Raw genomic sequence first — 20098 nt, 5'->3', positions numbered from 1 at the left:
GTGCGTGAGGGTGGATAGTATCAGCGCAGGGATCAGCAGGCCGGTAGCCGGTTCAGGAAGCCGCCGATGGCGCGGCTGTAGTTGTCGATGTCGACCAGGAAGGCGTCGTGGCCCTGCGGCGAATCCAGCGCCACGAACTCCACCCTGGCGCCGGCCGCTTCCAGCCCCTCGGCGATCTGCTCCTGCTGCTGCAGCGGGAACAGGATGTCGGTGCTGACGCCGATCACCATGGCCTGTTCGATGCAGATGCGCTTGAGTCCTTCCAGTACGCTGCCGCGGCCGTACTCGGCGACGTCGAACCAGTCGCTGGCGCGCGACAGGTACAGGTAGCTGTTCGGGTCGAAGTGGCGCACGAAGCGGCGGGCATGGCCCTCCAGGTAGGACTCGACCTGGAATTCGCGGCCGAACGGTTCGTCCTCGCGCTGTTCGGGGTCGAGCCGGATGCGCGCGAAGCGGCCGTTCCATTCCATCGCCGAGCGGTAGGTGATCACGCCGAGCTTGCGCGCGATGCTCATGCCGAGCTCGGGATAGCGGCCGCCTTTCTCCACATGGATGTCGTAGTTGCCGTCGTCGAACTGCGGGTCGAGCCGGATCGCCTCGCGCTGCAGCGAGCGGATCGCGATGGCGAACGGCTGCGCCTGCGGCGCGGTGTCCACGCTGATGTGCGCGCGTGCGCTGCCGGGGTGCAACAGCATGTAGGCCAGCGCGCTCATGCCGCCCATCGAGCAGCCGATCAGGCAGGCCAGCCGCGTGATGCCGAGGCTGGCGACCACGCCGTGCGCGGCGTTGGCCACGTCTTCCAGCGCAAGTTCGGGAAAGCTGAGGCGGTACGCTTCGCCGGTGGCCGGGTCGGTCGAGGCGGGACAGGTCGAACCCTTGTCGCTGCCCAGCGAATTCACGCAGATCACGAACCAGCGGGTGGTGTCGATGGCCTTGCCGGGGCCGGCCATGCCCTCCCACCAGCCCGGTGACGGGTCTTCTTCGCACGAGGCCATGTGCGCGCTGGGCGACAGGCCGGTGAGCACCAGTACCGCGTTGTCGCGCGCCGCGTTCAGCGTGCCCCAGGTCTCGTAGGCGACGTGCGCGCCATGCAGGGCGCCACCACGCTTCATCGCAAACGGCGAAGGCAGGGCGAAATAGCGGCGCGCGTCGCTCATGGTCAGTGCACCTGGTCGATGCTGATCTTGACCGGCGCCTTGCTGTCCACCGCGACCACACCGGCGTCGCCTTCCAGGTCGCCGGGCTGGACGACCGGCTGGCCGCTGTGGCTGATCCGCGCGCCGACGAAGACGCGTTCGACCGAGGACAGCCGGTACGCCGGCGTCATCGCCATCGCGTCGGTGAGGGTGACGGTGACGGGCAGCTGCGCGGGGTCGAGTTTGGCCACGGCCAGCGGCATCGGCGGGCCGTTCTCGGCGCGGGCATAGACGAACAATGCGTCGCCGGGGGCAAGCTTGTCCTTCAGCGCGGGAGCCAGCGCCACCTGCACCTGCAGTGCGGCGCCTTGCTGGGTAGCAGCGGCGGCGCTCGACGACGCATCGGCCGGGGCGCCGCCGGCACGGGCGTCGGCCACGGCGATCTGCTCGGCGACCGCCTTGGCCACGTTCGACCCCGGCTCCAGTTGCGGCTGCAGCAGGCGCCAGGTGGCGGCGGCCTCGCGGTAGGCGCCGCGCTGGAAATCGCCGATGCCGAGCAGCCACAGGCCGCGCTGGCTGTCCGGGTGCAGCTGCACGGCGCGCTTGAGCAGCTCCAGGCCCCGGCCTTCGATCGAGTGGTCGCTGCGCATCATGGAGTCGTTCTCGGCCCAGCCGACCATCGCCTCGGCGTCGTTCGGGGCCAGCCGCAGCACCTGGTCGAATGCGTCGCGCGCCTCGGCCGGCTGGCGCAGCATGCTGCTGGTCTGCGCCAGCAGCATCCAGCCCTGCAGGTCGTCCGGCTGCTGCTTGAGGTGCGCGCGCAGTTCGGTGAGCGCCTGCTGCATGCTGATCGGCGCAGCGGCCGCGGCGGTCGCCCCGTTCAGCGCGGCCGGCGTGCCCACCAGCAGATACAGCGCGCCGGTGCCCAGCGGCAGCACCAGCGCGATCAGCAGGGCGACGGCGAACACGCCGCGCGGCCGGCCCAGCTTGCGCCCCTGGCGCAGCAGCGGCAGCAACAGCACGGCCAGCGCCACCGCAACCATCACGGCGGCGGCAATCACGAAAGCGGTCTTCACCAGTCGTCCCCGTTGTCGATCGGCCGATCGTCGGCCGCGGTCGCCGTGCCGGCGGTGGCGCCGGCACGGCTGCGTTTGCGGATCACCGCCAGTACCACGCCGGCGCCGCCGAGCAGGATCAGCAGCGGGCCGAACCAGAGCAGCCAGGTGCGTGAGCTCAGCGGCGGGTCGTACAGCACGAAGCTGGAGTAGCGCGCGACCAGGTACTGCTTGATCTGCTCGTCGCTCCTGCCCTGCTGCATCATCTGGAAGATCTGGTTGCGCAGGTCGCGCGCGATCGGCGCGTTGGAATCGGCCAGCGTCTCGTTCTGGCACATCGGGCAGCGCAACTGGTGCGTGAGGTGCTGGAAGCGCAGCTCCTGCACATGATCCTTGAACGGCATCGGCTCGATCGCCTGGGCGTGGGCGAAGCCGGCGAACGCCAGCACGACCAGCAACAGCATGCGTAGGAGCCCGCTTGCGGGCGATGCCTTTGCTTTTGCGAATCCCGAATCCCAAATCCCGAATCCCGACTTCACGGCGCCTCCTTCAGCATCGCCGCGATCGCCGGCTTCAGCTCCTTCGCCATCACCTCGGGTGTCAGCGGGCCGATGTGCTTGTAGCGGATCACGCCCTTCGCGTCGATCAGGAAGCTTTCCGGCGCGCCGTACACGCCGAAGTCGATCGCGGTGTGGCCGGGTTCGTCGGCGATCAGCAGGTTATACGGGTTGCCGTGTTTCGCCAGCCAGCCCTTGGCGTCGTCGGGCGCATCCTTGTAGTTGTAGCCGACCAGCTCCACGCCCAGGGTCGGGCCCTCGGCGGTCAGGACCGGATGCTCCACGCCGCATTCGATGCACCAGCTGGCGAACACGTTGAGCAGGTAAGGCCGGCCCAGCAGGTCGGCCTTGCTGACCGTCTGCGCGGGCTCGTACAGCTTGGGCAGGTTGAACTCGGGCGCCGGCTTGTTCAGCAGCGGCGTCGGGATCGCGTTCGGGTCGTGCTGGGTGTTCCACCAGATGCCGAAGCCGAACAGGCCCACCAGCAGCATGAAGCCGATGAACGGCAGCAGCCGGCTCATGCGCGCGTCTCCTGCGGCAGCAGGCCGTCGGTCGCCGGGGCACCGACGGTGGCGCTGCGCTTGAGGCGGAAACGCTTGTCGGCGGCGCAGACCAGGCCGCCCAGCATCATCAACAGGCCACCGGCCCAGATCCAGCGGATGAACGGCTTGTAGTACAGCCGCAGTGCCCAGGCGCCCTCGATGTCGTTCGCGTCCATCGGCTCGCCCAGCGCCACGTACAGGTCGCGGGTAACGCCGGCGTCCACGGCGGATTCGGTCTGCACCTGGCCGCGCGGATAGGTGCGCTTCTGCGGGTGCATCACCGCGATCCGTTTCTCGCCGCGGGTCACGGTGACCGCGCCCTGGTCGGCGGTCCAGTTCGGCCCGGTGGTGTGGTGCACGCCGTCGAAGCGGAACTCGTAGCTGCCGATGCGCTGGCTCTCGCCCGGCGCCATGCGTACGTCGCGGGTCACGCTGAGCGACTCGGACAGCAGCACGCCGACCACGAACACGCCAACGCCCAGGTGCGCCATCAGCATGCCGGCCATCTCGGTCGGGTAGCGCCGGCCGCGCGGCATTTCACGCCAGCGCTTGTACGCATAGAGCAGCACGCCGACCACGACCCACACGCCGGCGGCCACGCCGACGATCGCCTTCAGGTTGCCGTCGACCAGGAAGGCCGCGATGATGGCGCAGGCCAGCGCGGCAATGGCCACGCGCAGCAGCAGGCTCTTGAGCGCCGACGCCTCGCCCTTGCCCCAGCGCAGGAACGGGCCGAACGGCAGCAACAGCACCACCGGCAGCATCAGCAGCGGGAACAGGAAGCCGAAGTAGGGCGGGCCGACCGAGATGCGGCCCAGGTTCATCGCGTCGCCGATCAGCGGGAACAGCGTGCCCAGCAGCACCATCGCCGCAGCCACCGCGAACATCAGGTTGCTGGTCAGCAGCGCGGTTTCGCGCGAGACCACCTGGAATGGCTTGCCGCCCAGCACCTTCGGCGCGCGCAGCGCGTACACCAGCAGCGAGCCGCCGACCACGATGGTCAGGAAGGCGAGGATGAACACGCCACGGCGCGGGTCGGAGGCGAACGCATGTACCGAGGTGAGCACGCCCGAGCGCACCAGGAAGGTGCCGAGCAGCGACAGCGAGAACGCGAAGATCGACAGCAGGATGGTCCAGGCGCGCAGCGAGCCGCGCTTTTCGGTCACCGCCTGCGCGTGGATCAGCGCCACGCCGACCAGCCACGGCATGAAGCTGGCGTTCTCCACCGGGTCCCAGAACCACCAGCCGCCCCAGCCCAGCTCCGCGTAGGCCCACCAGCTGCCGGCGACGATGCCGCAGGTGAGGAAGGCCCAAGCCACGTTGGTCCACGGTCGCGCCCAGCGCACCCAGGCCTGCTCCAGCTCGCCGCCGAGCAGGGCGGCGATCGAGAACGCGAACGCCACCGAGAAGCCGACGTAGCCCATGTACAGCATCGGCGGATGGAAGGTCATGCCCGGGTCCTGCAGCACCGGGTTCAGGTCCGCGCCGTCGCCCGGCATCGGCAGCAGCCGGCCGAACGGGTTGGAAGTGAAGATGATGAAGGCGAGGAAGCCCACCGCGATCAGTCCCATCACGGCGAGTACGCGCGAGGCGAACACCTCGGGCAGCTTCTGGCTGAACGCGGCCAGCGCCACCGTCCACAAGTTGAGGATCAGGATCCACAGCAGCAGCGAACCCTCGTGCGCGCCCCATACCGCGGCGATGCGGTAGTACCACGGCAGCGCCAGATTCGAGTTGTCGGCCACGTACTGCACCGAGAAGTCGAAGTGCAGGAACGCCCAGGCCAGGATGCCGAATGCCATGGCGACGAACACCGCCTGGCCGGCCGCCGCCGGGCGCGCCACCGCCATCAGCGCGCGGTTGCCGCGCCACGCGCCGATCAAGGGCAGGATGCTCTGCGCCAGTGCCAGCAGCAGGGCGAGGATCAACGCGAGTTGGCCGAGTTCGGGGGTCATGGCTGGGTGCCGGGATTCGGGATACGGGATTCGGGATTCGTCAGAAGCATGGCGTCATGTGCGATGGTGCGGTAGGGAAGGGGTGGCCTGAGGAGTTCCGATGCCCTATTTCCGATTCTCGATTCCCTTCTGTCCATGCGCCTTCGCCATGGCGTCCTTGAGTTCCTTCGGCATGTAGGTCTCGTCATGCTTGGCCAGCACTTCGGTGGCGACGAAGCGGGCGCCGTCCATGTGGCCGGTGGCGATCACCGACTGGTTGTCGCGGAACAGGTCGGGCAGGATGCCGGTGTATTCCACCGGCATCCTGCCGCCGGCGTCGACCACGGTGAAGGTGACCTTGAGCGAATCGCTGGAGCGCTGGATCGAGCCGGCCTTGACCATGCCGCCGAGCCGGAACGTGTTGTAGCTGGCCGCCTCGCCCGACTGCACCTGGCTCGGGGTGAGCAGGTAGTTCATGTTGTTCTGCAACGCCAGCACGACCAGCACGGCCGCGACGGCCGCCGCGGCGAGGATGGCCAGCACGATGGTGAGTCGGCGCTTGCGGGTGGGGTTCATGGGCATAGTGGTCGATCGCCCCGCTCAGGGAGATGGTGGAGTGGAAAGGGGTTTGCGTTCCTGTCGCGCGCTCTGACGCGCCAGGCGGACACGAAGTTCCGCCAGCACGCGGCGGCGACGCAGGCGCGGCGCCAGGGTGTCGGCGAGCAGCACGGCGAAGAACAGCGCGTAGGCCGGCCACACGTAGGCGGCGTAACCGCCCATCGCTAGAAGGTGCTGCAGGGCGTTCATCGACGGGCCTCGTCTTCGGCGATCTTGCGCACCCAGTCCTTGCCGCCTTCCAGCGCCAGCAGGTCGGTGCGTGCGCGACTGAACAGGCTGGCGAGGTAGTAGAACTTGGTCGCCAGGGTTATGGTCAGCAGCGGCCACAGCATGCCCGCGGAGATCTTCGACTGGCCGAACAGATTGACCGTGCTGCCCTGGTGCAGGGTATTCCACCAGTTCACCGAGAAATGCACGATCGGCACGTTGATGATGCCGATGATGGCCAAGAAAGCGGCGGCGCGCGCGCCCTGGCGGCGATCCTCGAACGCGTGGTACAGCCCGATCACGCCCAGGAACAGGAACAGCAGCACCAGCTCGGAAGTGAGCCGCGCGTCCCAGGTCCACCAGGTGCCCCACATCGGCTTGCCCCACAGCGAGCCGGTGACCAGGGTGATGAAGGTGAACGCTGCGCCGATCGGCGCCGACTCCATCGCCACCACCTCGGCCAGCTTGATCCGCCACACCAGCGCGATGAACGAGGCCACGCCCATCACCCCGTAGATGAACATGCTCATCCACGCGCTGGGCACGTGGATGAAGATGATCCGGTAGGCATCGCCCTGCTGGTAGTCGGTCGGCGCCAGCACCAGCCCGCCATACAGCCCGATCGCGCCGAGCAGCAGCGCCAACGCCATCGCCCACGGCTGCAGCGCGCCGGCGAAGCGGTAGAACGTCGGCGGCGAGCCGAGCTTGTGCAACCAGAGCGGAATCCAGTCAGACATAAACGTTATGCGTCCAGGGCAATGCGAAGGGCCGCTGCGCAGGCCAGTGGCGCCAGCACCACGACCAGCACCAGCGCGGCCGCGAGCCAGGCGACCGGCGCGAACCACGGCAAGCCCTGCTGGGCGGCAGCCACGGCGCCGGCGGCGAAGATCACGGTTGGCACGCAGAGCGGCAGCAGCATCAAGGCGAGCAGCATACCAGAGCGCCGGGTGCCGGCCGTCAGCGCCACCAGTACTGCGCCGAGCAGGCTGAGCAGCGGCGTGGCCAGCGCCAGCGCCAGCAGCAGCACCGGGATCACCGCGCCGGGCAGGTGCAGCATCGCGGCCATCAGCGGTGCGATCACGATCAGCGGCAGCGCGGTGGCGAGCCAGTGGGCGAGGATCTTCATGCCCAGCAGCAGCGCCAGCGGCTGCGGCGCCAGCACCAGCTGCTCCAGCGAGCCGTCCTCGATGTCGCTGGCGAACATCGCGTCCAGCGCCAGCAGCATCGCCAGCAGCACGGTGACCAGCACCACGCCGCCGGCGATCCGCTGCAGCAGGGTGTCCTCCGGCCCCAGCGCGAACGGGAACAGCATGGTCACGATCAGCGCGTACAGCACCGGCATGGCGATGTCGCCGCGCCGGCGCCAGGCGAGCGTGAGGTCGCGCCGCAGCATGGCGGCGCAGGCGCTGGCGAGGCTGGGGCGGTTCATGGCTGTACTCCTCCCCCGGCTTGTCCCGAAGGAAGTCCCTTTGGGGCAAGCAGGGGAGGGCGTCCACGCATGGAATTCCCGGCGTTAATCATGCATGCGGATCCGTCGCGGTTCGCCGCCGTGGAAGCTCACCGTGCCGTGGCTGGTGACCATCGCCGCGCCACCGGTGTCGGTGTGGCTTTCCAGTAATTCGTTCACCAGCGCGATGCCGATGCGGTCAAGGTTTGCGTACGGCTCGTCGAGCAGCCACAGGCTGGCCGGCAGCAGCAGCAGGCGCGCCAGTGCGGCGCGCTTCTTCTGGCCGGCGGACAGCCGGCGCACCGGTTCGTCCTCGTAGCCGCGCAGGCCGATTCGCGCCAGTACCGAGGCCGCGCTGGTCCCATCATCGCGCACCCCGTGCAGGCCGGCGGCGATGCGCAGGTTTTCCCGTGGGCTGAGATCGGCCTTGAGGCCGAGCTGGTGGCCGAGGAACAGGATCTCGCCGGCGCAGCGGTCGCGCTGCATCGGCTCGCCGTGCCAGTGCAGCTCGCCGGCGGTGATGTGCAGCAACCCCGCCAGCATGCGCAGCAGGGTGGTCTTGCCGCTGCCGTTGTCGCCTTCGACCAGGGCCAGCTCGCCCGCATGCAGACGGAAATCCAGCGGTGCGAACACCGGCTCATCCTGGCGAAAGAAACTCAAGGCCCGTGCTTCGAGCAGGGGCAGGGCGGTATCGGCGGCGGTCATCACCTTGATTGTCCGCAATGCCGATGGCGCTTGTCCATGCGGCGCGCTGCCGCTGTGCGGGTCAGTCCAGCAGCCGCAGCAGGGCGGCGCCACTGGCTTCGCCGTGCACGTAGGCCAATTGCCCATGGGCGCGGGCCAGCCGGTCCAGGGTGTGGGCGTCCGCCCCGATGGCGAACAGGCTGGGTTCACTCCAGCCGGAGGTGCCCACCCCGATGGCCGGGCGGACGTCGACGCCGGGCTGCTCCTGCAGCGCGGCCAGCAGTTCGCGCTGGGCGACGAGGTTCTCCGCCGGCGGGCGTCGGCGCGCCTGCGGATTCCATGCCGTGATGAAAGCCCACGGGCGCGAACCGACCGCGTCAGCGAGTTGGGCCGGCAACGGCAGGTCTACGCGGATCGTCGCCCACGTCACGGCGTCCAGGCAGACGTGGTAGGCGGTGGCGCGGAACGCCTCGAGCAGGGCCTCATCCATGGCGCAGTCTCGGCAGCGGTTCCAGTTTCGCCTGGAACAGCCGCCCCGCGGCGTCGAGGTCGACGGCCGCCGCGTTCGGCGTATCGCGCAGCAGCTGTTCCAGCAAGCGGTCCTGCGCACGGCCGCGTTCGAGCGCGTAGGCGTAGGGCACATGGGTGAAGGTCACCAGCCGGTAGCGCGCCATGTAATGGCCCGGAATGCGCGCGGCCAGCGCGCTGCCCAGTTCGCGCTTGGCCAGGTAGCGCGGGTCGGCCACCGAGTCGCGCATCTCCACGTAGTTCTCCAGCGCCATCGCGGCGATCGCGTCGGCGTTCGGCTGGCGCACGCGCTGGAATTCGGCGAACACCCCGGCGCTGTCGTCCGGCGCCGCGGCCAGCAGGTCGGCCAGCGCCACGGTGTCCTCGAAACCGCAGTTCATGCCCTGGCCGTGGAATGGCACGATCGCGTGCGCGGCGTCGCCGATCAGCAGCGCGCGGCCGTCCAAGTGCCAGCGTTCGAGGTACAGCGTGGACAGCGTGCCCACTGGATGGCTGTCGAAATCCTCGTCGAAGCGCGGGATCAGCGGCAGCAGGTCGGGGAAGTCGGTGGCGAAGAAGGTGCGTGCTGCCGCGACGTCAGGCAACGCCGCGAAGCTCGGCGCGGCGCCCTGCGCCGGCAGGAACAGGGTGACGGTGAAGCTGCCTTCGGCATTCGGCAGCGCGATGCACATGTAGCCGCCACGCGGCCAGATGTGCAGCGCGTGCGGCTCCAGCGCGAACTGCTCGCGGCCGCTGCCCTGCTGCTGCAGCGCCGCCGGCAACTCGCCGGCCGGCGGGATCTCCAGCTCCTTGTAGCCGTGGCCGAGCGATTCGATGCGTTCGCCCAGCGGCGCATATGCGTTCATCGCCGCGCGCAGCGCGGAGCCGGCGCCGTCGGCGCCGATCAGCAGGCCAGCGTCCCGTTCGCGTTCCGTGCCAGCTTCGTCGGCGAGCCGGATGCGCTGCTGCCCGAAATCGGCGCCGGTCAGCGACTGGCCGAAGTGGAAGCGCACGCCGGCGGCCTCGGCCGCGTCCAGCAGCAGCATGTTCAGCGCGCCGCGCGAAACCGACCAGATCACCTCGCTGTCGTCCACGCCGTAGCGCTGCAGCGCGCTGCGGCCGTCGCGGTCGTGCACCATGCGCCCGCGCATCATCACCGCCCGCTGCAGCACGTCGTCGGCCAACCCCGCCGTACGCAGCGCCTGCAGGCCGCGCTCGGCCAGCGCCAGGTTGATCGAGCGGCCGCCGCCCATGGATGGGCCAGTGCTGCGGGCGCAGGCGACGGCAGGGATGCCGGAGGTAGAGCAATGTCGGGAGCGATTGCCGAATGCGCTGGAGCAGCCGCCCAGAAAGCCTGCGCGCCGCGGATCGGGCCGTTTCTCGAACACCTCGACCGCGAAACCGCGCCGCGCCAGCTGCTGCGCCAGCAGGGTGCCGACCAGGCCGCCGCCGATGAGGGTGATGGGTTGCTGCGCCATGCTGCGATCCGTAGAAGGAGTCCGCACACTGTTCCGCAAGCGCCGCGGGACTGCAATCCCGGGCAGGCCGTTCCGTGTCAAAGGAGCGCCATGGGAAGTGGGCTGCACCGGGCGGATCCCGCATGGAGGCTGCAGCAAAAGAGAAGGGCCGGCCCAGGTGGGCCGGCCCTTGGGTCACGCACTTGCGGGCTGCTTACTTGCAGGTCACGCCGACGGCATTGAACGCCGCCGTCACGTCGCTGCGGGTGTAGGCGTAGTCGACTGCCGCGGTTTCCACGCCGCAGGCACCGGAGTTGAACGTGGAGGTGGCCGTCCAGTACATCGCATTGGCGCGCGCAAACACCTCGAAGGCTTTTTTCGTATTCCAGTTGGTGGTCTTCGCCAGCGTGCAGAACGCCTTGTTGTAGACGCCGCTGGAATAATGCACGTCCATGGAGCTGGTGAAGTTGGCGGCGTTGTCGATCGAGCGGCCGTCCTGGGTCGGCGTGCACATCCAGCGCAGCGCGGTGCCGGTCTTCATGATGTCGGCGCCGACCAGCCAGTCGTTGCCGCCGCGGTCATAGAACTCGGCCGCTTCGCCGGCCATGTCCGAGAACGCCTCGTTGATGCCGCCGGACTGGCCGGAGTACTGCAGGTTGGAGTGCTGCTCGGTGAAGCCGTGGCTGACTTCATGGCTGGTCACGTCCAGCGAGGTCAGCGGATAGAAGTAGCTGGCGCCGTCACCGAAGTTCATCGACGAGCCGTTCCAGAACGCGTTCTCGTAGTTGCGGCCGTAATGCACGTTCATCACCAGCGAGAAGGTCAGCGGCGGCGCGCCGAGCCAGGTGTTGTACATGTCGTGCACGACGCCGCCGAAATGGTGCGCATCGTTGATCGGCGAATAGGCGCCGTTCACGCCGTCGCCGCTGCTGTTCGGGCAGATGAAGCTCCACAACGTACCCGTGCGCGTGCTGCCGGCCATGTTGTTGGTCTTCACGTTCGTGTTCTGCATGTAGCAGGTGGAACCGGACTGGGTGACCGCGAGCGAAGCGTAGTTGGTGCCGTAGAAATACTGGCCGGTCTTCAGGTTGCCGCCGGCGCCGGTGGCGAGCGCGGGCGTGCCGGTGACGGTGCCGGCGCCCGGCTTGCCCTTGGTGGTGAGGCCTTCCCAGGCCTGGATCACTTCGCCGGTGTTGGCGTCGATGATCGCCATCGGGCGCGTCGGGCCGTTGCCGCGGTCGACGAAGAACGAGCTGAGGTAGGCAAGGCGGGCGCGGTTGCCCTCGGCATAGACGTACAGATCGTTCTTCGCGTTCTGGATGTCGCTGTCCTGGATGCCGTTGACGCCGATGCCAAGCGGCAGCAGGCCGGCGTGTTCGCGCAGCAGGGCGGTGGCGCGGGCACCATTGATGGCGGGGGCGACCGACGCGACGTCGTGGCTGATACCGCGAGAAATTTCGCCGCTGACGCCGAGCACGCTGCCGCTGCCGTCGCGTTCCACCACGACCTGGCGGCCGTACACGGGTACGCCGCGGAAAGTCTGTTGCTCGCGGGTCTTGAAGGTCCCGTGGGCGGTCCGCGCCTGCAGGCGCGGCGACAACGAGGCGTCGGCTTCCAGGCCGATGCGGCTGGCCAAGGCGGCAGGCGCGATCTGGCCCATGGTTTGGGCCTGGACGCGGGTATGCGTGGCGGCGCCGGCGTCGGACATGGCGGCCAGGCCGAAGGCGCCCAGCAGCGCCGCGGCGAGTGGTTTGTGCATCATCTGTGTTTCCCCTCCTCATGATTGGAAAGACGCACCCGCTGGGTGCGTCTTGCGGTCCGGTATGCGAGAAGTCCCCCCCAGGACGGCAACCGGATCGCAGGAAATTACGGCCAAGGCCGGTCCGCGTCAATGCAGCCGGTCGACGTTGGCGGCGGCCGGCGGCGTGGGTTCCGACCGGCCGGCTCAGAAGCTCATGAAGTAGCCGCCGTTCACCGGCAGGTTGGCGCCGGTGATGTAGCCGGCGTCGTCGGCGGCGAGGAAGGCCACGGCGCGGGCGATGTCGGCGGGCGAGCCGAGGCGGCCGACCGGAATGGCGGCAATGATCTGCGCGCGGATCTCGTCCGGTACCGCGGCCACCATCGGGGTATCGCAGTAGCCGGGCGAGACGGTGTTGACGGTGACGCCCTTGCGCGCCGTCTCGCGCGCCAGCGCCATGCTGAAGCCGTGTACGCCGGCCTTGGCGGCGGAATAGTTGGTCTGGCCGAACTGGCCGGTCTGGCCGTTCACCGAGCTGATGTTGACGATGCGCCCGAAGCTGCGCGCGGTCATGCCCTCGACCACTTGGCGGCACATGTTGAACACGCCGTCCAGGTTCACCTGCAGCAGCTCGTGCCACTGCTGCGGGGTCATCTTGCGCAGACTGGCGTCGCGGGTGATGCCGGCGGCGTTGACCAGGATGTCGATGCCGCCGTGCTGCTGTTCGACCCGTTCGACCAGTTGTCGGCAGCCGTCGAAGTCGCTGACGTCGACCGGCTCGAACGCGATGGCGCCGCCGAAGTCGGCGACCTCATCGTGGAACGCGGCCACGCGCTCCGCGCGCGAGGCCAGGTCCAGCGCGATCACCTTGCGCCCGGCGCGGGCCAGCTGACGGCAGATTTCCGTGCCGAGGCCGCCGATGCCGCCGGTGACCAGGGCGAGGCGTGAAGAAGGGTTGGTGCGAGTCATGTTCGGGGTCATCGGTGTGCCATGCCGCATGGCAGCACGTGCTGTGCTGCAGCGACCAGAATGGGGTGCAAACGAACGGCGCGCCGAAGCGCGCCGTGGGAGTCAGGTGCCTCAGCCGGATTTCTTGCCGCTGCGGCTGGGCGCCGCCGGGGTGGGCATGACCTTGGCGGCGGTGTCCATCAGCCCCCGCTGCAGCGCCTGGAATGCGGCGAGGTTGCGTTCGGTGAGATCGTTCAGCGTGTTCCAGGGGGTTTGCCCCATCAGGCTGTTGAGCTGGCTGCGGAACTGGTTCTGCTGGTCGAGGAAGACCTGCAGGCTGCGCTCCAGGTAGGGGCCCATGAAGCCCTGCAGCGAGTCGCCGTAGAAGCGGATGATCTGGCTGAGCAGCTGCGGCGACAGCATCGGCTGCCCCTTGTCCTCATGCTCGGAGATGATCTGCAACAGCACCGAACGGGTCAGGTCCTCGCCGGTCTTGGCGTCGCGGACCTCGAAGTCCTCGTTGTCCAGGACCAGCTGGCGGACCTCTTCCAGCGTGATGTAGCTGGAGATCTCCGTGTCGTAGAGACGCCGGTTTGGATACTTCTTGATGGTGCGCTTTGCTTGTGCCATGCGGCGCACGCTAGCAGAAGATATTGCGCCGCACCAGCCAGTGGCGGATTTTCATGCTGCGGCCATCGGCCGCAGCATTTCCAGAGCAGGCTGTTCAATGACCGACCGCGCCGCCGGTGCTGCCGAACGGCGGTTTGGCGAACCACAGCAGCGGGATCAGCAGCATGAACAGGATCGCGCTGGCCCAGAACACGTCGTTCACCGCCAGGGTCAGCGCCTCGCGCGTCAGCAGCCGATCGATCAGGCCCAGGCTCTGGGTGTGCGACAGCCCGCCGTGCGTCAGCTGACCGAGGAACCCGGTGGTGGCCGGGTGGCCCGGGCTGACGTACTCGGTGAGGCTGGCGTGGTGCGAGTCGCCGCGGTGCTGCCACAGCGTCACCATGACCGCGGTGGACACGCTGGAGCCGATCGTGCGGCAGAAGTTGGACAGGCCCGATGCGCTGGCGATCTGGTCCACCGGCAGGCCGGACAGGTAGACCTGGTTCAGCGGGATGAAGAAGCACGGGATCGCCAGACCCATCACAAAGCGTGGCACCACCAGGGCGGCGAACGAGGCCGAGCTGTCGAAGGTGGAGAACCAGTAGGAGGTGCCGGCGAACACCAGGAACGAAAATGTCACCACCGCGCGCAGGTCCAGCCGGTGCATGTTCTTGCCCAGCACCGGCGCGATCAGGAACGCCAGCACGCCGACCGGCGCGGTGGCCAGGCCGGCCCAGGTGGCGGTGTAGCCCAGGGTGATCTGCAGCCACAGCGGGAACACCACGTTGATGCCGAAGAACGCGAACATGCCCAGCGACAAGCTGACCACGCCCACCGTGAAATTGCGTTGCCGGAACAGCGACAGGTCGACCACCGGGTGCTTCGCGTGCAGCTCCCACACGATCAGGAAGGTGATGCAGACCAGCGCGGTGAGGCCCAGCACCAGGATCATCGGCGAGGCGAACCAGTCGTGGTCGTTGCCGTTGTCCAGCATGAACTGTAGCGCGCCCACACCGACCACCAGCAGGGCCAGGCCGATCATGTCGATCGGTGCCTTGTAGGTCTTCGTTTCGCGCTTGCGCAGCAAACCCCAGGTGACCACGGCCGCCGCCAGCCCGACCGGCAGGTTGATGAAGAAGATCCACGGCCAGGAGAAGTTGTCGGTCAGCCAGCCGCCCAGGATCGGGCCGAAGATCGGTGCCACCACCACGGTCATCGCCCACAGCGCCAGCGCGATGCCCTGCTTTTCCTTCGGATAGTTCGACAGCAGCAGGGTCAGCGACAGCGCCACCATTGGGCCGGAGCCGGCGCCCTGCAGCAGGCGGCCGATCACCAGCACCGGCATGCTGGTGGCCAGGCCGCACAGCATCGAGAAGATCACGAACAGCAGCACCGAGCCGACGAAGGTCTTCACCTCGCCGAAGCGGCGCGCCAGCCAGCCGGTCAGCGGCTGCATGATCGCGCTGGCCAGCGCGTAGGAGCTGATCGTCCAGGTGCCTTCGCTGGGGCTCACGCCAAGGCTGCCGGCGATGTGCGGCACGGAGACGTTGACGATCGTCATGTCCAGCACCTCCATGAAGGTGCTGAACGCAACGGCGATGGTGAGCAGCGCCAGTGGGCCGCCATGCAGCGGCTGCAGCGGGGCGTCGGGTGCGGCGTCGTTCGGCGTGGCGGCCATGCTGAGGCTCAGTTCGCGGCGGTGCTGCGGGGCAGGTTGGCGCGGATGATCTGCTCCGCTTCCGCGTCGGCCTGGCTGGCCATCTGGTCGTAGACCTTGGTCTGCGCCACCGGCTGCTGCGTCGGCGCGCTGGCCAGTACGCTGCCCTGGTCATGGCGGATGTCGACGGTGACGTCGGTGGACAGGCCGATGCGCAGCGGATGCTGGTCCAGTTCCTGGTTGTCCAGCGCGATGCGCACCGGCACGCGCTGGACCACCTTGATCCAGTTGCCGGTGGCGTTCTGCGCCGGCAGCAGCGAGAACACGCTGCCGGTGCCGGCACCCAGGCCGACCACCTTGCCGTGGTAGACGGCATCGCTGCCGTACAGGTCGGAGACGACCTTCGCCGGCTGGCCGATGCGGATGTGGCGCAGCTGGCCTTCCTTGAAGTTGGCGTCGATCCACAGGTCGTGCAGCGGCACCACGGTCATCAGCTGCTGGCCCGGCTGCACGCTGTTGCCCAGCTGCACGCTGCGCTCGGCCACGTAGCCGGACACCGGTGCGTAGATCGCGTTGCGCTGCGCGGCGACCCAGGCGGCGCGGAAATTCGCGCGGGCCTGCAGCACCACCGGGTTCTGCGCCACGTCGGTACCCTCGATCGCGGCGTGCGCCGCGGCGGACTGCGCCTCGGCGGCGTTCACCGCCGCGTTCGCCTGCTCCACGCCGTCGCGCAGATGCTGCACGATCTCCGGCGATTCGGCCTGGGCGGCGATCAACGGCAGGCGCCGCTGCAGGTCCGCCTCGGCCTTCTTCAGGTCGAGCTTCGCGGCAACCACCTGGGCGTCGGCACTGCTCGCCGAGCTGGTCTGCTGGCGTACGCCGCGCACGGCCTGGGCCAGTGTGCTGCGCGCCTGTGCCAGGCGGGTGTCGGCATCGGTGCTGTCCAGTTTCACCAGCACCTGGCCGGCCTCGACGCGCTGAGTGTCGTCGGCGAGGATCGCCACCACGGTGCCTGGCACCTGGGCCGAGATCGCCACCTGGTTGCCGCCGACGTAGGCGTTGTCGGTCTTCTCGCGGGTGGAGAACACGAACAGCCACAGCAGGAACCAGCCCAGCGCGGCGAGCGCGAAGATGCCGGTCACCACCAGCAACGAGCGGCGGCGCTTGGCCGGGTCCTTCGCGGCCATGCCGCTGTCGTTGGCCTCGGCGGAGGACTTGGCGGATTCAGTGGCGCTCATGGTGGGCGGCTCCGGCGGTAACGGAAGAGGGGGTGGCGGCATCGTCGGTGCTGCGGTAGCCGCCGCCGAGCGCCTTGATCAGGGCCAGGTCGGTGCTCACCGCCTGCGCCTGCAACTGGGTGGTGGCGTCGCGTTGCAGCAGCAGCGCGGCTTGCGCGCCGAGGCTCTCGCGCAGGTCGCGCACGCCCTGACGGGCCCGCGCCTGTGCGTTCGCCAGCAGACGCTGGTCGGCGTCCAGCTGAGCCTGCTGTTCGCGCTGGCGCGCGGCAAGCTGTTCGGCGCCCAGCGCCTGCGTGGCTACCTCGCGCGCGGCGGCCAGCACGGTGCTGTCGTACTGTGCCACGGCGGCGTCGAGCTGGGCCTTGCTCACGCCGTAGTTCGCCTCGAGCGCGCCGCCAGTGAAGATCGGCAGATGCAGCGCCGGGGTCAGCTCGAAGGCGCGGCTGCCGGCGGTGAGCAGCTTGCCCATGTCGATGCTGGACAGGCCGGCCAGAGCGGTGATGCTGATGTCGGGAAAGAACTCGGCGCGCGCGGCGTCGGTCTGCTTCAGCGCTGCCTCGACCTGCCAGCGGCTGGCGGCGATGTCGGGGCGGCGCGCGATCAGGTCCAGCCCGCCGTTCGCCGGCACGCCGCGCTCGATCGTCGGCAGCGGCCGCGGCTGCAGCTCGGGCAATTCGGCCGGCGCCACGCCGAGCAGCGAGGCCAGTGCGGCGCGGCGGATCTGCGCCGAGCCGTCGAGCGCCACGCGTATCTCGCGCACCGCGGCCAGCTGGGCCTGGGCCTTCTGTGCTTCATCGGGCAGGTCCACGCCCTGGTGCACGCGCAGCTCGGCGATATCGGCGAACTGCTGTTGCGTGGCCAGCAACCGGTCGGCCAGCTGCAGCCGCGCCTGGTCGGCCTGCCAGCCGAAATAGGTATCGGCGATGGCGTACTGGATCGCCAGCGCGGCGGCGCTGTGCTGCGCTTCGGCGGCGCGCGCCTGGTCCAGTACGGCTTCCATCGTCGCGCGCTTCTTGCCCCACCAGTCGAAGTCGTACCGCAGTTGCACGCCGAGGTCGGCCTGGTTGTACCAGCTGAAGCCGAGGAACTGGCTCGGGATCAGGCCGTGATCGCTCAGCCGCTCGCGCGTCACCTGCGCGCTGCCGTTGACCGTGAGCCCGAGCTGCGCGGCGGCCAGCTTCGCCGACTGCTCGGCGTTGCGCACGCGGCTCTGCGCCAGCGCCAGGTCCGGTGATTCCCGCATGGCGCGCTCGATCAGCGCGTCCAGCTGCGGGTCGTCGTACTGGCGCCACCATTGGGCGGCCGGCCAGCCGGCGCGGGTGGGAGCCTGCAGGCCGGCCAGCGGCACATCGTCGCGCAGCACGGGCTGGCCGAGCCTGGCAGGCGCGGCGGCGCAGCCGGCCAGCGCCAGCGCCAGCGCGGCGGCCAGCACCGCGCGACCGCGGAGCGGGGCGTGATTCATCGGGGTTTCCTTCATGGGAGGCGGCTCTCGCCCAGTTGGCCAAGATTGCCGGCCAGCTTGCGCAGCAACCGATCAAGATGGCGTTTGTCGGTATCGCTGAAGCCGGCAAACATGATGGCGATGCGGGGAAACATCGGCGGCAGCATCTTCTGCACGAAACGCCGCCCGGCCGGGGCAATGCGGATCAGCACGCGGCGGCGATCCTCCTCGCTGACGCCACGGGTGATCAGCCGGCGCTTGACCAGCGCGTTCGCGATGCGGGTCATGTTGGTGGCGCCCTGCGAGGTGTACTCGCACAGCTCGCCCGGCGTGGAGCTGCCGTCCGGGCGGCTGTACAGGATCATCAGGGTCAGGAACTCGCTATGGTTGAGCTTGTGCGGCTTCAGCTTGAACTCGAGCTCTTCCTCGATGTGGTTGCCCAGCATCAGCATCAGCCGGCACAGCCGCGCTTCGCTGGCCGGCATTTGCGGGATGATCCGGCTGATCCGGCCGATGCCTTCGTCCATCAGCGCGATGCAGTTTGTCAGACGCGCCATTTCACTGACTCATATTTCACCAGTGAAATAAAAACTAGCAAACCTGGGCTGTCGCTGGCAAGTGACGGATGGCCTATGCGTCGGAGCTTGAGAAGAAAACCACCTCCTGTGGTTTTCTTCTTGTCGCAAGTCCGTTGCACGCCCGGACTCGCTCGCATGAAACAGTCACTGGAGTGACTGTTTCATGTCCGGCCATCGATGGCCGGTCTGAGAGGTCGAAAAATCCGCAAGCTCTCAGCCGAGCCCGAACAGGCGACGGGCGTTGGCGCTGGTGGTGGCGGCGATCTCCGCTTCCGGCGCATCGCGCAGCGTCGCGATGCAGCGCAGGACTTCGATCACATGGGCCGGTTCGTTGCGCCCGCCGCGGTGGGTAGCGTCCGGCTGGTCCGGGGCGTCGCTCTCCAGCAGCAGGAATTCGATCGGCATGCGCGCCACGATCCGGCGCAGGCGCTGCGCTCGCTCGTAGGTCACCGGGCCGCCGATGCCGAGCTGAAAGCCAAGCTCCCACAACTGGTGCGCCTGCTGCTCGCTGCCGGAGAAGCTGTGCACCACGCCGCGCCGGTTGCCGCTGCGGCGCAGGGTTAGGATGACTTCCTCCAGCGCACCGCGGGCATGCACGATCACCGGCAGGTCATGCTCGCGGGCCAATTGCAGCTGGCGCGAGAAGCAGTGTCGCTGCAGCTCGCGGTCGGGAGTGTCCAGGTGGAAATCCAGGCCGATCTCGCCGACCGCCACCGGACGGTTTTCGTTCAGCCAGGCGGCCAGCGCATCGACCTGTTCCGGCGCGTGCGCGGTCAGGAACAGCGGATGCAGCCCGTAGGCGGGGTAGGCACCGGCGTGGCGGGCGCAGAGCTGGCGGATCCGCGGCCAGCTTGGGGCATCGACGGCGGGCACCACCAGCGTGTCGACGCCGTTGCGGCGGGCGCGTTCGACGACCGCCTCGCGGTCGCCGGCGAACGCCTCGTCGTCGAGGTGCACGTGGCTGTCGACGAGCGGGTACGGGTTGCGTTTTTCGTGCACTGGCAGAGGGTCCCGCGTGGCTGGCGTGAAGATAATGTAACGAGCGTGAGCTAGCTGCGATTCAGTTGGACAACCGTTCAATGGCCACGCAGGTATTTGCGCCGGTGCCGAGGGGCATCCCGCCATGTCGCCAAACAAAAACGGAGGAGAGGATCGTGATGAACAGGTTGACAGCCAATGTACTCAATGTCGCCATCGCGGCGGTACTCGCGACTGGCCTATCGGCCTGCAACCGCAATGCGGATGCGGGCGCTTCCAATGCCTCTGCCGACGCGGGCAGCAGCGCGGACGCCAGGGTCAAGTATGCCAAGGTGGTCAGCGTCGACCCGGTACGTTCGACGGTGAACAATCCGAAACAGGTCTGCCATGACGAGACGGTCACGCACACCACGCCGCCGACGGACGAGAACCGCATTGCCGGTACCGCGATCGGCGCCGTCGTTGGCGGCCTCGTCGGCAACCAGGTCGGTGGCGGCAAGGGCAAGACGCTGGCCACGGTGGCTGGTGCGGTCGGCGGCGGCTATGCCGGCAACCGCATCCAGGCCAGCCGCCAGCATGCCCAGGTCAGCTCGACGGTGGAGCGCAAATGCGAAACCGTCAACAACACCAGCAGCAAGATCGTCGGTTACGACGTCCGTTATGAATACAACGGCGTCACCCGCACCGTGCGGATGGATCATGACCCGGGCGACCGGGTGCAGGTGCAGGAAGGCGTGACGGCTGTGTCCGACGCCCACTGAAGCAAC

The 20098-nt window shown here is 68.6% G+C and carries 21 protein-coding genes; 1 reads left to right on the top strand and 20 read right to left on the bottom strand.

Annotated elements, in window-relative coordinates; translation table 11 throughout:
• Window positions 1-32: 32 nt before the first annotated feature.
• The 20 genes from metX to LRK53_RS12655 form a co-directional block, all read right to left on the bottom strand.
• Complete coding sequence (gene metX / locus LRK53_RS12750) at window positions 33-1157, bottom strand: homoserine O-acetyltransferase MetX (RefSeq protein ID WP_027493895.1); 1125 nt, start codon at window positions 1155-1157, stop codon at window positions 33-35.
• Between the two features lie 2 nt (window positions 1158-1159).
• A complete protein-coding gene (locus LRK53_RS12745) occupies window positions 1160-2212 on the bottom strand; it encodes a tetratricopeptide repeat protein (protein ID WP_027493894.1) in 1053 nt (350 codons plus the stop codon).
• Window positions 2209-2655: a cytochrome c-type biogenesis protein gene (locus tag LRK53_RS12740; protein ID WP_027493893.1), complete on the bottom strand. Its 447-nt coding sequence runs from the start codon at window positions 2653-2655 to the stop codon at window positions 2209-2211. The genes LRK53_RS12745 and LRK53_RS12740 overlap by 4 nt, the downstream gene beginning before the upstream one ends.
• Before the next feature lie 71 nt (window positions 2656-2726).
• Window positions 2727-3269: a DsbE family thiol:disulfide interchange protein gene (locus LRK53_RS12735; RefSeq protein WP_027493892.1), complete on the bottom strand. Its 543-nt coding sequence runs from the start codon at window positions 3267-3269 to the stop codon at window positions 2727-2729.
• Entirely contained in the window at window positions 3266-5245 is a 1980-nt protein-coding gene (locus tag LRK53_RS12730; protein WP_027493891.1) for a heme lyase CcmF/NrfE family subunit, read from the bottom strand. The genes LRK53_RS12735 and LRK53_RS12730 overlap by 4 nt, the downstream gene beginning before the upstream one ends.
• A 105-nt stretch (window positions 5246-5350) precedes the next feature.
• On the bottom strand, window positions 5351-5800 hold the full coding sequence (gene ccmE / locus LRK53_RS12725; protein WP_027493890.1) for a cytochrome c maturation protein CcmE: 450 nt from the start codon (window positions 5798-5800) through the stop codon (window positions 5351-5353).
• Between the two features lie 24 nt (window positions 5801-5824).
• A complete protein-coding gene (gene ccmD / locus LRK53_RS12720; protein ID WP_027493889.1) occupies window positions 5825-6031 on the bottom strand; it encodes a heme exporter protein CcmD in 207 nt (68 codons plus the stop codon).
• Entirely contained in the window at window positions 6028-6786 is a 759-nt protein-coding gene (locus LRK53_RS12715; RefSeq protein ID WP_235642247.1) for a heme ABC transporter permease, read from the bottom strand. The genes ccmD and LRK53_RS12715 overlap by 4 nt, the downstream gene beginning before the upstream one ends.
• Window positions 6787-6791: 5 nt before the next feature.
• A complete protein-coding gene (ccmB, locus tag LRK53_RS12710; protein ID WP_027493888.1) occupies window positions 6792-7478 on the bottom strand; it encodes a heme exporter protein CcmB in 687 nt (228 codons plus the stop codon).
• A gap of 84 nt (window positions 7479-7562) precedes the next feature.
• On the bottom strand, window positions 7563-8204 hold the full coding sequence (gene ccmA / locus LRK53_RS12705) for a cytochrome c biogenesis heme-transporting ATPase CcmA (RefSeq protein WP_425504507.1): 642 nt from the start codon (window positions 8202-8204) through the stop codon (window positions 7563-7565).
• A gap of 58 nt (window positions 8205-8262) precedes the next feature.
• Window positions 8263-8670, bottom strand: a complete 408-nt coding sequence (locus LRK53_RS12700) for a DUF3293 domain-containing protein (protein ID WP_027493886.1) — start codon at window positions 8668-8670, stop codon at window positions 8263-8265.
• Window positions 8663-10165: an FAD-dependent oxidoreductase gene (locus tag LRK53_RS12695; protein ID WP_027493885.1), complete on the bottom strand. Its 1503-nt coding sequence runs from the start codon at window positions 10163-10165 to the stop codon at window positions 8663-8665. The genes LRK53_RS12700 and LRK53_RS12695 overlap by 8 nt, the downstream gene beginning before the upstream one ends.
• Before the next feature lie 193 nt (window positions 10166-10358).
• Window positions 10359-11906 (bottom strand): M4 family metallopeptidase, encoded by a 1548-nt coding sequence (locus LRK53_RS12690; RefSeq protein WP_027493884.1) that lies wholly within the window; start codon window positions 11904-11906, stop codon window positions 10359-10361.
• A 183-nt stretch (window positions 11907-12089) separates the two neighbouring features.
• Window positions 12090-12851, bottom strand: coding sequence for an acetoacetyl-CoA reductase (gene phbB / locus LRK53_RS12685; RefSeq protein WP_235642230.1), 762 nt, complete (start codon window positions 12849-12851; stop codon window positions 12090-12092).
• A gap of 111 nt (window positions 12852-12962) precedes the next feature.
• The gene (gene phaR / locus LRK53_RS12680; protein ID WP_027493883.1) at window positions 12963-13460 is read right to left on the bottom strand and encodes a polyhydroxyalkanoate synthesis repressor PhaR; all 498 of its coding nucleotides are present in this window, start codon (window positions 13458-13460) and stop codon (window positions 12963-12965) included.
• A gap of 94 nt (window positions 13461-13554) precedes the next feature.
• Window positions 13555-15117, bottom strand: a complete 1563-nt coding sequence (locus LRK53_RS12675; protein WP_027493882.1) for a DHA2 family efflux MFS transporter permease subunit — start codon at window positions 15115-15117, stop codon at window positions 13555-13557.
• An 8-nt stretch (window positions 15118-15125) separates the two neighbouring features.
• On the bottom strand, window positions 15126-16334 hold the full coding sequence (locus LRK53_RS12670; RefSeq protein WP_027493881.1) for an HlyD/EmrA/EmrK family protein: 1209 nt from the start codon (window positions 16332-16334) through the stop codon (window positions 15126-15128).
• Window positions 16321-17796: an efflux transporter outer membrane subunit gene (locus LRK53_RS12665; RefSeq protein ID WP_235642228.1), complete on the bottom strand. Its 1476-nt coding sequence runs from the start codon at window positions 17794-17796 to the stop codon at window positions 16321-16323. Before LRK53_RS12665 ends, LRK53_RS12670 begins: the two co-directional genes overlap by 14 nt.
• Window positions 17797-17807: 11 nt before the next feature.
• Complete coding sequence (locus tag LRK53_RS12660) at window positions 17808-18332, bottom strand: MarR family winged helix-turn-helix transcriptional regulator (RefSeq protein WP_027491852.1); 525 nt, start codon at window positions 18330-18332, stop codon at window positions 17808-17810.
• A 234-nt stretch (window positions 18333-18566) separates the two neighbouring features.
• Window positions 18567-19352 carry a TatD family hydrolase gene (locus LRK53_RS12655; RefSeq protein WP_027491853.1) on the bottom strand — a complete coding sequence of 262 codons (786 nt, stop codon included), beginning with the start codon at window positions 19350-19352 and terminating at the stop codon, window positions 18567-18569.
• Between the two features lie 158 nt (window positions 19353-19510).
• On the opposite strand from LRK53_RS12655, the gene LRK53_RS12650 reads away from it, so the two are divergent.
• The gene (locus LRK53_RS12650; protein WP_235642662.1) at window positions 19511-20092 is read left to right on the top strand and encodes a glycine zipper 2TM domain-containing protein; all 582 of its coding nucleotides are present in this window, start codon (window positions 19511-19513) and stop codon (window positions 20090-20092) included.
• The last annotated feature ends 6 nt before the right edge of the window (window positions 20093-20098 follow it).

Origin of the sequence: Rhodanobacter thiooxydans (assembly GCF_021545845.1) — a bacterium.
GTDB lineage: Bacteria > Pseudomonadota > Gammaproteobacteria > Xanthomonadales > Rhodanobacteraceae > Rhodanobacter.
The sequence above is the reverse complement of the archived record's forward strand: the minus strand, read 5'-3'. Positions and strand labels throughout refer to the sequence as shown.

Bases quoted from the DNA above. Each gene is read 5' to 3' on its own strand.
- metX (WP_027493895.1), bottom strand. From the start codon at position 1,157: ATGAGCGACGCGCGCCGCTATTTCGCCCTGCCTTCGCCGTTTGCGATG.
- LRK53_RS12740 (WP_027493893.1), bottom strand. From the start codon at position 2,655: ATGCTGTTGCTGGTCGTGCTGGCGTTCGCCGGCTTCGCCCACGCCCAG.
- LRK53_RS12735 (WP_027493892.1), bottom strand. From the start codon at position 3,269: ATGAGCCGGCTGCTGCCGTTCATCGGCTTCATGCTGCTGGTGGGCCTG.
- LRK53_RS12730 (WP_027493891.1), bottom strand. From the start codon at position 5,245: ATGACCCCCGAACTCGGCCAACTCGCGTTGATCCTCGCCCTGCTGCTG.
- ccmE (WP_027493890.1), bottom strand. From the start codon at position 5,800: ATGAACCCCACCCGCAAGCGCCGACTCACCATCGTGCTGGCCATCCTC.
- ccmD (WP_027493889.1), bottom strand. From the start codon at position 6,031: ATGAACGCCCTGCAGCACCTTCTAGCGATGGGCGGTTACGCCGCCTAC.
- LRK53_RS12715 (WP_235642247.1), bottom strand. From the start codon at position 6,786: ATGTCTGACTGGATTCCGCTCTGGTTGCACAAGCTCGGCTCGCCGCCG.
- ccmB (WP_027493888.1), bottom strand. From the start codon at position 7,478: ATGAACCGCCCCAGCCTCGCCAGCGCCTGCGCCGCCATGCTGCGGCGC.
- LRK53_RS12700 (WP_027493886.1), bottom strand. From the start codon at position 8,670: ATGGATGAGGCCCTGCTCGAGGCGTTCCGCGCCACCGCCTACCACGTC.
- LRK53_RS12695 (WP_027493885.1), bottom strand. From the start codon at position 10,165: ATGGCGCAGCAACCCATCACCCTCATCGGCGGCGGCCTGGTCGGCACC.
- LRK53_RS12690 (WP_027493884.1), bottom strand. From the start codon at position 11,906: ATGATGCACAAACCACTCGCCGCGGCGCTGCTGGGCGCCTTCGGCCTG.
- phbB (WP_235642230.1), bottom strand. From the start codon at position 12,851: ATGACTCGCACCAACCCTTCTTCACGCCTCGCCCTGGTCACCGGCGGC.
- phaR (WP_027493883.1), bottom strand. From the start codon at position 13,460: ATGGCACAAGCAAAGCGCACCATCAAGAAGTATCCAAACCGGCGTCTC.
- LRK53_RS12675 (WP_027493882.1), bottom strand. From the start codon at position 15,117: ATGGCCGCCACGCCGAACGACGCCGCACCCGACGCCCCGCTGCAGCCG.
- LRK53_RS12670 (WP_027493881.1), bottom strand. From the start codon at position 16,334: ATGAGCGCCACTGAATCCGCCAAGTCCTCCGCCGAGGCCAACGACAGC.
- LRK53_RS12665 (WP_235642228.1), bottom strand. From the start codon at position 17,796: ATGAATCACGCCCCGCTCCGCGGTCGCGCGGTGCTGGCCGCCGCGCTG.
- LRK53_RS12660 (WP_027491852.1), bottom strand. From the start codon at position 18,332: ATGGCGCGTCTGACAAACTGCATCGCGCTGATGGACGAAGGCATCGGC.
- LRK53_RS12650 (WP_235642662.1), top strand. From the start codon at position 19,511: ATGAACAGGTTGACAGCCAATGTACTCAATGTCGCCATCGCGGCGGTA.